A 12224-nucleotide genomic window follows, 5' to 3' on the forward strand; every position below is an offset into this window, starting at 1 on the left:
GGACATAGTAAGAAATTATTTGATGGAATCAAAATCCAACACAAAATAAACTATCTTGGATTAAGCGAGGTTACAAGCCGTTGAATAGGCTAACGGATTGTAACACCGCCCACTGCTCGGGTCATGCAAAGGAGGAACATTTAATGCAAAACAATGAACATTCCATGGAACAGTTGTTTCAACCAATACAGATTCGTAACTTATCTCTTCGTAATCGTACTGTTATGGCACCAATGACAAGGGGGTTTTCTCCTGAAGGAGTACCTAATTCCGAAGTTGCTGCCTATTATCGGCGTCGTGCTGAAAACCAAGTAGGTTTAATTATAACGGAAGGGACAGCGATTAATCACCCTTCTGCGGTATCTGGAGCAAGTATACCGACCATCCATGGAAAAGCAGCATTAAACGGCTGGTCACAAGTCGTTAAAGAGGTTCATGAAGCCGGAGGGAAAATCATCGCACAACTTTGGCATGTTGGAATGGCACGAAAAATCGGAGACTTGCCTAATTCTGAAGCATTACCCATTGGTCCATCAGGTCTTAGTTTGGATGGTGAAAAGGTCACTGATCCTATGACAACAGAGGAAATTGATGATGTAATTGAGGCTTATGCTAATGCAGCAGCAGATGCGAAGCGTATCGGCTTTGATGGCATTGAAATTCATGGAGCTCATGGCTATTTGATTGATCAATTTTTTTGGAAGAAAACGAATAAAAGAACCGATCGTTATGGTGGAGATATCGTTGGACGTACTCGCTTTGCCGTTGAAATCGTTGAGGCATGTCGACAGGCGGTAGGAGTGGATTTTTCGATTGTGTTTCGTTTTTCACAATGGAAGATGAATAATTATAAAGCAAAACTTGCGGAAACTTCTGATCAGCTTGAAAGCTTTTTGATTCCTTTGGCAGAAGCAGGCGTAGATGTCTTTCATTGCTCAACACGTCATTTTTGGGAACCGGAATTTGAAGGGTCTGCCCTCAATTTAGCTGGCTGGACGAAGAGAATAACAGGTAAACCTACCATCACTGTCGGATCAGTCGGTCTCGATGGAGCATTCGTCAGCAATAATGGTATGGAAAATGCTAATACTTCCAATTTAGACAGATTGATTGAAAGGTTTGAAAATGAAGAGTTTGATCTAATAGCTATAGGTCGATCGCTTTTAATTGATCCTGCATGGGTAGTAAAAATACGTGAAAATCAAAAGGAGGAGCTAATTCCTTTTAATAAAGAGGCACTCCGAACATTATATTAATTCAAGGGTACAGCAAGATTCGGGATTTCAGAGGTCGCTATGGAAAACAAAGCATTGCACACCGTTTCCCCCTTTAGATAGGATTATCTAAAGGGGCGTTCCGTGTTTCTATTCAGAGAATCATTGTATTTAGTTTACGAATGATCGTTTCCTATTCTAATTTATCATGGTTCAACTGCTGCATATGTGTAATATATTCTCCGCTATAAGAGCCGCCTCCACCGTTACGAAACGTATAATCAAGGTTTATCGCTTCTCGGATACCATTGTAAGCCTGCCATTCGAATTGATAGTAATGGCTAGTAGGCAAGAACTCTGAATCAGACGGGTTTAGATCGAATGAACGGATGATTCCCTCCCACTTTTCTGGTAGTTCAACAAATCCGAAGCTTTCATTCTCTACCTCTATCGTATGTTTCACTTGTATTCTTGGCATATATACCTCTAATGGGTTCTCACTATTGGCATTGGCTACCGTGTAGCTTCGCTCAGATGTCAAATAGAAGTCCCATTCATGAATCTCATCACGAGGGTGGACATTCCAATAGATATAGGAGTTTCCATTATTGGTCACGATTTGAGGATCAGAGGCAGTACTCGTCCCTACACTTTGCCATTTTCCGAATCTCCATACCCAAATACTTGAACTATACGAATTCTCCGTTGATAAAAATGGGACAAAGTAGGTTTTTTCATCTAGCTGGACAATGTCTAGAATTTCTTCGTCTAGTGTTCCATGCGTTATCTCTTCTAGGAGCTCTTCTTCTGTATAAAAGTCGTTTGGGATCATGAATCGATAAAAAGCATAAGTGCTTACCGTGATAAGTCCAAAGGTGATAAATAGAAGGACGATCGTCTTTTTACTCATTCTTCATTCCCCCTTTCTTCTAGGAAGGAAGCCGTGTCAGAGCGAAAGTAGTATTGGTGATCTTTTGTGGTAATAAGTAAACCTTTTCCATCCGATTCCACATAAATTCGAACTTCTTTTCCTGCTTGTGCCCCCACACCCGTTAACAGATACGGAAACTTTTCTTGTACGCTCTCTGGATTGATGTACTCTTCGGACGGCCGCTTTTGCTCCCTAATATCTTCATACCACTGTACGGCGTCCAAATGTTCACGCTCGAAGGAAAATAAGGATTCTTCAAGCTGTGTAACGTTCATGCCCACTTCTTGACCTGATGGATGTATAGATAACAATTCGGCTTCCGATAGATCAGCAAGATATGTTTTCACGTCATCTATCGGATAAAGCACACCTGTTAATAAGATAGCGAGTATAGCCGTTCCCAAAAAGATATAGTTCCCAAAAAAGCCGATCCACGCATACTTTCGATAAGCTTCCCAGCGCTTTTTTCCCTGTAGCACGCCATATAAAATCAAGACCCCAAGAGGAAGGATCGCTATAGAGAATAGCTCGGAGAATAAAGTAAGATTAATAGAAAAAGAAAAAAGCCCAATTAATACAGCTATTATTATTTTCCATAGCTTTGGTCGTTCATCACTATTTTGTGTATTGTAGGTGCCTCTTATTAGAACGGCAAGGATCACCCACGCAAGAATGGTACTTGCTACCCCAATCATATTCATCTCAAAGTTCCAATTAATCACTAATCATTACACCCCAATTGTTATATGAAATCTTACTATTATTCTACTTCATTATATCAGTTATGTTTATTTACATATTTAAAATTTAACCGAAAATGAATAGGTTTTCAAAATTGTGTAAAGGCTCTATTACGGTCACACTTTTCTGGAGACGGAGATGACAGTACAAAATTAATTACTTATTGATCTTAAGGGGGTTCGTCAGTAAGTGTTGATAATCGAGAGTGGTAGACTTATACTTTTAATTGAACAAAGGTCAATTAAATTGGAGCGGTTGAATAAGCGGAATTGTTTTACAGTTTAGTTGAGGGAGATTTTGGAATCTTTAATAAAACGTTGGATACATTTATAAAAGTGAATATGGAAATTGAAATTAAACTGAAGAGGATTTTGTTAAGCTATATTGAATTTGATATCAAACACCCAAACCATTATTAAATTATGTTCCTGTTACAAGATGATGACTGATAAAGCGAACTTCGATAAGAACCAAACTTGACATATGGCACTGTGTCGAAGTAAAGTGACCCCGATGATTATTTGGTCATTGTTCTTGTCTTTACACGGTTTTGTTGTACATTACTGTGGACAACCTGAACAAACATATGATGATGTGAAAGGAATAGCAGATTCACATGTCAGGTTTTTGGTGAAGGGGCTGTAGTAAATTTAATTGACCGATGTTCAATAAAAGGGAGGATATCAAATGAAAAGTGCGATGATTTTACGAATTGAGGGGATTATGGCTCTAGTGTTGAGTGTTTATTTTTACTTTGTCATTCTACAATTTAGTTGGATTGTGTTTGTCATCTTCTTATTAGCACCTGATTTATCAATGATTGGTTATTTGAAAAATAACAAGGTTGGATCGGTGTGGTACAACCTATTCCATACCTATAGTATACCAATGTTAATCATAATCTGTAGTGTGCTGATGGATAGTCATATTTTATTAATGATAAGTTTGATTTGGGTTGCTCATATTGGAATGGATAGAATGTTTGGTTATGGATTGAAGTATCCGACAAAGTTTCAAGATACTCATTTGGATCGTCTCTGAGCTTGTAGGTTAAATAGACTCCCTTGTTATCTAAGTATCATAAAGGGAGTCTCCCGCCAGTCTTTTGAAAGAGGACTGGGAAATTTCGATTTTTACTTTTTGGTGCCCTTTGAGGAATGAGTGAAACCGTTGCCTGTTTTGAAAAGATTGATATAAGTGGATTTTTCGTAGCAATCGATTTTTCCAAAAACAGAACAAAGCATCACGTTTCAAGTCTAAAAAGAACAAGGTTCAATCGTACTTATAAAACAAGCTCTGAAATTCCCCAATGATATAGGAATCTCAGAGTTTGATATGTCTATTCTGTTTTAGTCCGGGTGTTACGTCAAAATGTAATATAAGATTATTCTACATAGCCATCTAGAAATTTACTTGCTTCACTATTAAACTTCCATATTATTCCAAATTTATCGACTAACATTCCAAAACTTGCTGACCATGGCGTAGAAGATATCGGCATGATCACAGTACCACCTTCTGAAAGCCCTTCAAAACATTGTTTATTCATTTCGGGATCAGCATCAATAATACTGATTAGGACGGTATTCCCATTTGTAATTTCACCTGTCGTAGCTTGCATAAAAGACGGAACATCAGAGATCATTAAAATATTCCCTGAAAACTCAATACGAGATTCCATAATCATGTTTTGTTCCTCTTCTGTTAATGGGGCATTTGGATCTTGGCCAAAATCACCAAATCTCACCATTTTCACACTAGTTGCTGATAATGCCTTTTCATAAAAGGCCAACGCTTCTTCTGCTCTTCCATCAAATTGTAGATAAGTTATTACTTTCATATTTTATTCCTCCTTTTCATATTTGAAGTATAATAGGGCATAGGCGACATATGTATGTCGTATATTGGAGGGAAATATGAAAAAAATTGAGCGACTTATCTCGATAGTGATGATTTTGTTACAAAAAGAAGTAGTTTCGGCAACAGAATTCAGCCGACTTTTTCATGTGACGAAGCGAACGATTCAACGTGATATAGAAACATTAAGTTATGCAAACATCCCTATTTATGCGGAATATGGTGCTGAAGGGGGATATGCGCTAATGGAAGAGTATAAATTCGATAAACGATTACTAAATCACAACGATATTGAAAATATACTTATAGCTTTAGGTGGCTTTGAGGGATTGATTACCAATCAAGAGATTCAAACGACTATTCAAAAAATCAAGGGAATGACCAGCGCAGATATTTCTCCAATACTTGATTTAACTTTCTATGATTGGCCGGGAAGAAGCCAAATCAGCGAAGAAATTTTATTTATCAGGCAAGCAATTGAGAACAATTGGTTATTAAAATTTGAATATGTGGATCAAATAGGAAACAAAACGTATAGACTCGTAGAACCCTATAAGGTACATTTTAGGGAGATGCATTGGTATCTTTTTGGTTATAGTTTAGAACGGAAAGACTATCGAACATTTAAGTTGACGAGGATATTAAATATCCAAAAAGACGGTTTTTTTGTTCCAAGGACTAATCAGGAATTTCAACATGAAAAACAATACAATGAACAAAAAAAGTTGGTTAATGTACATCTATCGATAGATGTTGCTGTAAGGGATCAATTTATCGAAAGATACGGGGAAAATGCCGTTATAAAAGAAACTGCTAGAAGTTACCTTGCCACAATTGAATTGCCTGAGAATCAATATGCCTATCAATTTCTAGCCGGATTTGGTAATAAAGTTAAGATTATAAAGCCAAAAGGTTTTGTTGCGAAATATGTAAACTTTTTGGAGGGAGCAGTGAAACTTTACAAATAAAGTGTTCATAGGTGGTCCTAGGAAGATGTGGAAAAGTGCAAAGTCTGTCCTTTTAAAGAAGGGTGTTACAAAGAAGGAGCCAAATCCAAAACCTACTCGGTATCGATTAAATCCAGTGAGCACTTGGAAATCCAATTCCTCGGGTCTATTTGGAATGGAAATTCAAGGAGCAACTACGATATTTGTGGTCAACCTCAAACGAATTCGAATTTTGGAGATGGTCTTCCTGTTCATGTCTTGAAAGCCTTGTATGACGTAAAATTGACAATCACACTTTTTCAGCTATCATGTTCATTTTCGATACTTAATGAATAACCATATATTTGATTATTACTTTTAACTAAATATCCACTTGGTTGAAAATCAATGGTTAGTTTATCTTCTAGGAACATTAAAGTGGATCGTTCTGTATAAATAGGAATCCAATTCGTTGATATGTTTACATAGCTAGAGGGTATAGTCTTAGTCAACTGTAAGTGAATAGTACCATCAAGTGGGCTGCCACATCCGCCAACTTCATAGATGATACATATATAATTCGAGTATGATTTTTCTAATAAGTTATGAATGGCTTCTTCTGTAAAGTGAATGTTCATTTTTTCATCCTCTTTCATTTTGGATTATATGGAGAGTACTCTAAAAAATCCCATTGATACTTTAGAGCATGCTTTTTCTCTATTACACCTGTTATGACGTACTCTATTAACCTTTTTGCTCCAGGATATTTTAGTTTTTCATCCTCCGTTAGATTCCAGATGATTTTTGAGCTTCCAGTTAGTTGTAACGTATGCCCTTCCTGAAAATTTGTAAATAATAACCCGGTTTTGGCATTCTCAATCATATTACCTAGTGTGTTAAACATCATATTACCAACGTAATCAGGATAGATTAGTGTCGTTTCATCTATGACTCGAATAAAGCCTGCTTGGCCGCCTCTGTGAGAAACATCTGTTTTTCCTAACGAATTTGAACTTGAGATAAAAAATGTATCCGACCGCTCTATCCATGATCTTTGGTATTTATTTAAATTCATACTGTGTAAGGTTTCCAATTTTTTTGTTTCATTTATATTATTTAATTTTATATGTCTTGATTGAATGTATTTAGGGCAGTTACCATATATCTGCTCTGTTTTAACTTCTATCGTTTCTTCATCAAGAATAGTCGCAACACCATTGATTCTAATACGAATCCTTGTTGAAAATTCAATGACAATCATTCCAACATTTAGATTAGACTTTAGGTTTGTTAACAATACATCATTGCTTTTTTCCATCATATGAATCTTTATCGTTCTATTATTAATCACTCGAATGAACCCACGGTCACCACAAATGAGTGAACTCCATAATCCTCCCTTTGCATCAGTAGAGCCAATGATAATGACGGACTGTGATTCGATAAAAAATTGATAAGACTCGTCAATAAATGGCTGAATCATTTGTCCGACTAAATTTGCTTTATTGATGACGCCAATCTTAGATTGAACTTTACGTTCTCCTGAATGAAATATTTCCATATTGTGTAACACTCCACTCCTACCGTTAATGAAATTTGTTTCCATATATCACGTCAGCACTTGTATATTTAACCGTTAAATTATATGTTTAGTGGTTAATAATATATAACACTTAGTATTAACCTGTCAATAATGATATAATGGGTTAATGTGAATTTTATTAACTTGCAAGGGGGACAAACGTGAGTCATGACAACCAATTCCCGCTTATAACAGGGGAAATTTCGCTAGATTTAGTTAATACGGAAATGATTCGATACGGAAAGAAACATGATTTGCTTGCTTCTGGAGAGGATCTTATTGCGTGGGTGGTTGCTTTACAAAAGCAACAAGCTTTACATGATAGACAGTTCTCGGGAGAAGTGTATGAATGGGCTGATGAAGCATTACCTCTTTTAAAGAAACTCCGTGTACATCTTCGACAAGGTTATGAACAATTGGCTGATGATACATCGCTTCCTCGTGAGTGGATGAATCATCTTGAGCTTTTAATCGATAAAGCCCCTTTTACTTATCGTTTAGTCAATGGAGCATTGCTAGCTGTGCCGAGTGGGAAGTCGACTGATGCCCTTATAGCATTGGTAGCTTTAAATGCAATGAATCTTTTTGTCACTAATGAACTAAGTCATATTCATCGATGTGCGAATAAGGATTGTACTCTATTATTTATCGACAAGAGTGGAAGACGTAAATGGTGTTCAATGAAAATTTGCGGAAATCGGAAAAAAGTAACGCGTCATTTACGTCGTAAAGAACAGGAGCAACAGAAGTAGCTGTGGACTTCCGGCTTATTTTAATAAAATAAGAAAAGAAGGAAAGTAATTAGATGATAGATAAACAAAACAAACCGTATTACAAAAGGACTTGGTTTCGAGTGGGCCTAAGCTTGACTCTTATCGCTTCCTTATCGTTAAGAGTCTATTTCGAAACGAATACCATTAAGGTAAATAAAGTGCAATTACAAAGTAATAAGCTCCCTGAAGAATTTCAGCTCAATGTTGTACAGCTGACAGACTTGCATAATAAAGTATTTCCAGATCAAAATCAGAAGCTATTGGAAGCGATTGAACAAGCTGAGGCAGATTTCATCGTAATTACGGGCGATTGGATTGACCGAAAGACCGTAGACACGAGTCATGCCTTAACACTCGTCGATCAAATTAAAGCTATCCATGATCATGTCTATTATGTAACAGGAAACCATGAATGGGAGAACGCTTTGTTCAGTCGTTTCATGGATGACTTGGCAAAGCGCGGCGTGATCATCCTGCACAATCAACATGTCACACTGTCCTTTCGAGGAGTTGATATTCAGTTAGTAGGAATTGATGATGCCTCGACAAATCATGAAAATCTAGTAACGGCATTCGAGAGCATTGATGAGAATCTTTATACGATTTTACTTTCTCATAGCCCAGTCGTAACAAAAAGATACCCAAACGTTTCAGCTGACTTGGTCCTTAGTGGTCATACTCATGGGGGACAGGTTCGCTTCCCATTAATAGGAGCGTTAATTGCACCTGATGATGGGTTGCTTCCTACACTAGACAAAGGGACATTCCCATTAGGTAATGATAGGTATTTATATATTGATAGTGGTCTAGGTACTACGGGCGCTCCACTGCGACTGCTTAATCAGAGTCAAATTAGCTTAATTGAGATTTATCCATTTCACGATTAAATGGGAAGAATTGAATTATTAGATCAATACTCTATAAACCCCTTCAATTAAGCAATTGAAGAAATCTTCAGTAGACATAAGTGATACTTGTAATCAAGGTTGTTAAACAATACTAATTAAAGGAGAAGCTAATTCCTGTTAATTATGATGCCCCTTCAAATAGTACTGAAAGGGCATATCTTTGGTTTTAAAATCAATTTGTCAACGGGAAATTTAAGCCCGCTTGCATGTATTGAGTACTATCTCCTCAACCTCTTGCAAATACTGTTCCCTTGCTTCTGTACTTACGTGGTGTACGGCGGGAAAAATTTTATGCTCCAACACTTCCAAGTCGCAGTACTGTAATATACCGTTACCAATAGTTATGTTCATTGCTGATATCATATCTCTGGCAACTAATGCCTCTAACGGATCAGAGGCCGTTTGAAATACAAGTGCCTTCCTTCCCCCTAGTAAGCCCTCTGGACCGTTCTCAGTGTAACGAAACGCGAAGCCTGTTGAAAAAACCCGGTCAACATACCCTTTTAAGAGAGCAGGCATGGAATACCACCACGTTGGATACACAAAATATAAGTGATCAGCCCATGAAATGTAGTTATGCTCCTCTTGAATGTCAGCAGGATATTCCCCTTGAAAAAACAACTGAAGATCTTCTTGTGACAAGACAGAATTAAACATCATGTCATATAGATTTCGCACTTTAATATCATGCCCTTTGCCTTTCAAGGTTTTTTCTATCTTATTTTTGATTGCACCATTAAAACTATCTTTGCTTGGATGAGCATAAATAATTAAGTTCTTCATCAAATTCCTCCTCGTAGTACACACCATGAGTTGAATGAATATAGTAGCCGGCCGGCTGTTCATTCAATGTACACTGTGCTATAATGTAACTGTATGGTTACATTAAATGATTATATGTAACCTTATAGTTACATGTCAAGTCATTTTAAAAAAGTGCCATTCTAGTGTAATGGGAGTGACATTGAATGTTGACTAAACAGCACATTTTAAAAGGTAATATCAGTCCTTTCTCCGAGCGGGAATTAGCAGACATTGCGAAACGACTTTACTCGTTTGATAAAAGAAGCAGGAAGGGGCTTGGACGATCAAATTATTGCAGATGTTAGAGAAGGTGTCAGGTGAAAAGGCAGCAAATCTTAAGGCGACGATGAACTGGGAGAATAAAGAAATCCTTAAAAGACAGGTACGTAATCTGAAAGAACTCGGCTTCACAATCAGTCTCGGAATAGGTTGCAATTTATCGCCGAGAGAAAAAGCCTTTCTGAAGCATGAAAACGCTAGAGATAAAGGATAATGAAATATGAAATATGAACATATTGAAAATTTGATTTTTAAAGCTCTCGCTGATCCGAACAGGCGTCTACTGCTTGATATTCTTTTTGATACGGACGGCCTTACATTAAACAGTTTATGTACGCATCTTGATATGTCCCGTATTGGAGTCATGAAGCACCTAAAAATTTTGGAAGAAGCAGGAGTTATTACAACGAGAAAAGTTGGTAGAGAAAAGCTGCACTACTTAAACCCAGTACCGATCCATCAAATTCATAACAGATGGGTCAGTAAATTTGCTGAACCGTGGGTGTCTGGTTTAGCTTCATTCAAAAATTCACTGGAGCGTGATTTTACTGTGGGAGAAAAGCCTAAGCATGTTTATCAAATATTGATTAAAACAAATCGAGAACAACTGTGGAACGCACTGACTGATCCGAAGATGACGAGCCAGTTTTGGTATAACTGCTACATTTATTCGGACTGGAAAGAAGGCTCAACGTATACATTGACGAATGAGACAGGAGATGTCCAGGCTCAGGGCTACGTGCTGGAATGTGTGCCGTTAAATCGGTTGGTCGTCACATGGGAGTGGTTTGTCTTTGAGGAGACAAGTCAGGAAAAAGCTTCCCGAATTACTTGGGAAATTGAAGAACATCCGAATTTAACCGACGTGTGCGTGTTGTCTGTGGTTCATGATCAGTTTGGTGGGGCTCCAAATACGTACCGCATCATAGAAAGCGGATGGCCAACTGTGCTCTCAGGCCTTAAAACACTGTTGGAGACCGGGGAGCCTCTAGGGCGTTAATATCTCTTCGGGCATGTTAATAGAAGTGTTGTAAGCGAGAAACTAAGCTTTTTACAGTATGGCTGACTTACTATGGATAAAATATCGAGCCCTGAAAGTCTTGTTGTAGTATGATTACCGTAATATAAGTTCTACTAACTCAAGAGCATAAAAATTAAAAGGTGCATTATGGGAATACCGTCCGACGTCAGGGAAATGTGGATGTTCAACGCTAAGCCCATTTTCCTTCATGGTTCCCCCGAGCCAATATTGAAAAAGCGAATAATCCAATTCCACGTAAAAGCAGTGAAGGAATCGGATTATTCGCTTTATAAAAGGGTAAAATACTTATGGCAATGGGAAAAAATAGAGATCATAAATGAGATCCGCCCGTAGCATCGAGCATTTGTGCCGTGACCCATCGTCCGTCGAAAGACGCGAGAAATGCAACGATGTCAGCAATATCTGAAGGTTCCCCGACTCTCCCTAGTGCAGACATTTCACTCGCATACTTTTGTCCATCGGGAGTATGCAGCCATGAAGCGTTAGCGTCTGTATCGACAATGCCAGGAAGAACCGCATTCACTGTAATGCCTCGTGGTCCAAGTAGTTTTGCAAGGTGAAGTGTGAATGTATTGATTGCCCCTTTGGTAAGGTTATAAGCCATAATATGTGGATAGGCAATCCGTGTCACACCAGACGATATATTTATGATTCGTCCTTCATCACGTAGACGAGATAGTGATTTTTGCACTAGAAAAAAAGGTGATTTGACGTTGACGATAAATATTTCGTCAAAGGAATCCTCTGTTGTTTCTTCAATGGTTTCTGAAGTGCCGATTCCAGCATTGTTGATCAAAATATCAAATTGGTTGCTACCCGTTCGTTGATTGAGTTGTTCATCCAACGATTGAATCAATTCTTCTACACCTGCAACCGAGTTAAGACTTGCACCTACAGCAAATGCTTGACCCCCATTCGCTTCGATGGTACTAACGACTTCCTCCGCTGCGGCAAAACGACTACCGTAATGGACCGCAACCAACGCTCCTTCTTCTGCTAGCCGTAACGCAATTCCACGGCCAATTCCTCGACTTCCACCTGTCACTAAAGCAACTTTTCCTACTAAACGATTCATACTTTTCACTCCTTGTTGATCGATTACTATCACTTTACACACTCCACCATAGGGGAGAGTCAACACATAAGCATAAAAAAATCTTTCATCAT

The 12224-nt window shown here is 38.0% G+C and carries 14 protein-coding genes and 1 pseudogene; 8 read left to right on the top strand and 7 right to left on the bottom strand.

Features of this window, described 5'->3' with window-relative positions; all coding sequences use genetic code 11:
• The first annotated feature begins 143 nt into the window (after positions 1-143).
• Positions 144-1256, top strand: a complete 1113-nt coding sequence (locus MW695_RS20530; protein WP_247107358.1) for an NADH:flavin oxidoreductase — start codon at positions 144-146, stop codon at positions 1254-1256.
• 151 nt (positions 1257-1407) lie between these two features.
• Here MW695_RS20530 and MW695_RS20535 read toward each other — a convergent pair whose 3' ends face one another.
• Positions 1408-2124 carry a hypothetical protein gene (locus MW695_RS20535; RefSeq protein ID WP_247107359.1) on the bottom strand — a complete coding sequence of 239 codons (717 nt, stop codon included), beginning with the start codon at positions 2122-2124 and terminating at the stop codon, positions 1408-1410.
• Entirely contained in the window at positions 2121-2867 is a 747-nt protein-coding gene (locus MW695_RS20540; protein WP_247107360.1) for a hypothetical protein, read from the bottom strand. The genes MW695_RS20535 and MW695_RS20540 overlap by 4 nt, the downstream gene beginning before the upstream one ends.
• Positions 2868-3573: 706 nt before the next feature.
• On the opposite strand from MW695_RS20540, the gene MW695_RS20545 reads away from it, so the two are divergent.
• Positions 3574-3927: a DUF4260 domain-containing protein gene (locus MW695_RS20545; protein ID WP_247107361.1), complete on the top strand. Its 354-nt coding sequence runs from the start codon at positions 3574-3576 to the stop codon at positions 3925-3927.
• Positions 3928-4270: 343 nt separating this feature from the next.
• Here the strand turns inward: MW695_RS20545 and MW695_RS20550 are convergent, their stop codons facing one another.
• On the bottom strand, positions 4271-4726 hold the full coding sequence (locus MW695_RS20550) for a VOC family protein (RefSeq protein ID WP_247107362.1): 456 nt from the start codon (positions 4724-4726) through the stop codon (positions 4271-4273).
• A 76-nt stretch (positions 4727-4802) separates the two neighbouring features.
• Here MW695_RS20550 and MW695_RS20555 point away from each other — a divergent pair, with 76 nt between their 5' ends.
• Together MW695_RS20555 and MW695_RS20560 are read left to right on the top strand one after the other, a co-directional pair.
• Complete coding sequence (locus MW695_RS20555; protein ID WP_247107363.1) at positions 4803-5711, top strand: helix-turn-helix transcriptional regulator; 909 nt, start codon at positions 4803-4805, stop codon at positions 5709-5711.
• Positions 5712-5735: 24 nt separating this feature from the next.
• Positions 5736-5952 (top strand): annotated as a pseudogene (locus MW695_RS20560) (hypothetical protein); the annotation flags it as partial.
• 37 nt (positions 5953-5989) lie between these two features.
• On the opposite strand, the gene MW695_RS20565 reads toward MW695_RS20560, so the two are convergent.
• A complete protein-coding gene (locus MW695_RS20565; protein ID WP_247107364.1) occupies positions 5990-6325 on the bottom strand; it encodes an iron-sulfur cluster biosynthesis family protein in 336 nt (111 codons plus the stop codon).
• Positions 6322-7230, bottom strand: coding sequence for a pyridoxamine 5'-phosphate oxidase family protein (locus MW695_RS20570; RefSeq protein ID WP_247107365.1), 909 nt, complete (start codon positions 7228-7230; stop codon positions 6322-6324). The genes MW695_RS20565 and MW695_RS20570 overlap by 4 nt, the downstream gene beginning before the upstream one ends.
• 182 nt (positions 7231-7412) lie before the next feature.
• On the opposite strand from MW695_RS20570, the gene MW695_RS22995 reads away from it, so the two are divergent.
• Both MW695_RS22995 and MW695_RS20580 read left to right on the top strand, forming a co-directional pair.
• Positions 7413-8003, top strand: a complete 591-nt coding sequence (locus MW695_RS22995) for a CGNR zinc finger domain-containing protein (protein WP_247107366.1) — start codon at positions 7413-7415, stop codon at positions 8001-8003.
• A 53-nt stretch (positions 8004-8056) separates the two neighbouring features.
• Complete coding sequence (locus MW695_RS20580) at positions 8057-8911, top strand: metallophosphoesterase (RefSeq protein ID WP_247107367.1); 855 nt, start codon at positions 8057-8059, stop codon at positions 8909-8911.
• Positions 8912-9124: 213 nt separating this feature from the next.
• Here the strand turns inward: MW695_RS20580 and MW695_RS20585 are convergent, their stop codons facing one another.
• Entirely contained in the window at positions 9125-9715 is a 591-nt protein-coding gene (locus tag MW695_RS20585) for an NAD(P)H-dependent oxidoreductase (RefSeq protein ID WP_247107368.1), read from the bottom strand.
• Between the two features lie 319 nt (positions 9716-10034).
• Between MW695_RS20585 and MW695_RS20590 the strand changes: the two genes are divergently transcribed.
• Both MW695_RS20590 and MW695_RS20595 read left to right on the top strand, forming a co-directional pair.
• Positions 10035-10229 (top strand): hypothetical protein, encoded by a 195-nt coding sequence (locus tag MW695_RS20590; RefSeq protein ID WP_247107369.1) that lies wholly within the window; start codon positions 10035-10037, stop codon positions 10227-10229.
• A gap of 6 nt (positions 10230-10235) precedes the next feature.
• Positions 10236-11015, top strand: a complete 780-nt coding sequence (locus MW695_RS20595) for an ArsR/SmtB family transcription factor (RefSeq protein WP_247107370.1) — start codon at positions 10236-10238, stop codon at positions 11013-11015.
• 352 nt (positions 11016-11367) lie between these two features.
• Here the strand turns inward: MW695_RS20595 and MW695_RS20600 are convergent, their stop codons facing one another.
• Positions 11368-12132 carry an SDR family oxidoreductase gene (locus MW695_RS20600; RefSeq protein WP_247107371.1) on the bottom strand — a complete coding sequence of 255 codons (765 nt, stop codon included), beginning with the start codon at positions 12130-12132 and terminating at the stop codon, positions 11368-11370.
• Positions 12133-12224 lie beyond the last annotated feature (92 nt).

Origin of the sequence: Halalkalibacter sp. APA_J-10(15), from assembly GCF_023017105.1 — a bacterium.
Classification (GTDB): domain Bacteria; phylum Bacillota; class Bacilli; order Bacillales; family Bacillaceae_D; genus Halalkalibacter.

Bases quoted from the DNA above. Each gene is read 5' to 3' on its own strand.
- MW695_RS20595 (WP_247107370.1), top strand. From the start codon at position 10,236: ATGAAATATGAACATATTGAAAATTTGATTTTTAAAGCTCTCGCTGAT.
- MW695_RS20600 (WP_247107371.1), bottom strand. From the start codon at position 12,132: ATGAATCGTTTAGTAGGAAAAGTTGCTTTAGTGACAGGTGGAAGTCGA.
- MW695_RS20580 (WP_247107367.1), top strand. From the start codon at position 8,057: ATGATAGATAAACAAAACAAACCGTATTACAAAAGGACTTGGTTTCGA.
- MW695_RS20585 (WP_247107368.1), bottom strand. From the start codon at position 9,715: ATGAAGAACTTAATTATTTATGCTCATCCAAGCAAAGATAGTTTTAAT.
- MW695_RS20590 (WP_247107369.1), top strand. From the start codon at position 10,035: ATGTTAGAGAAGGTGTCAGGTGAAAAGGCAGCAAATCTTAAGGCGACG.
- MW695_RS20535 (WP_247107359.1), bottom strand. From the start codon at position 2,124: ATGAGTAAAAAGACGATCGTCCTTCTATTTATCACCTTTGGACTTATC.
- MW695_RS20555 (WP_247107363.1), top strand. From the start codon at position 4,803: ATGAAAAAAATTGAGCGACTTATCTCGATAGTGATGATTTTGTTACAA.
- MW695_RS20530 (WP_247107358.1), top strand. From the start codon at position 144: ATGCAAAACAATGAACATTCCATGGAACAGTTGTTTCAACCAATACAG.
- MW695_RS20545 (WP_247107361.1), top strand. From the start codon at position 3,574: ATGAAAAGTGCGATGATTTTACGAATTGAGGGGATTATGGCTCTAGTG.
- MW695_RS20565 (WP_247107364.1), bottom strand. From the start codon at position 6,325: ATGAAAGAGGATGAAAAAATGAACATTCACTTTACAGAAGAAGCCATT.
- MW695_RS20550 (WP_247107362.1), bottom strand. From the start codon at position 4,726: ATGAAAGTAATAACTTATCTACAATTTGATGGAAGAGCAGAAGAAGCG.
- MW695_RS20570 (WP_247107365.1), bottom strand. From the start codon at position 7,230: ATGGAAATATTTCATTCAGGAGAACGTAAAGTTCAATCTAAGATTGGC.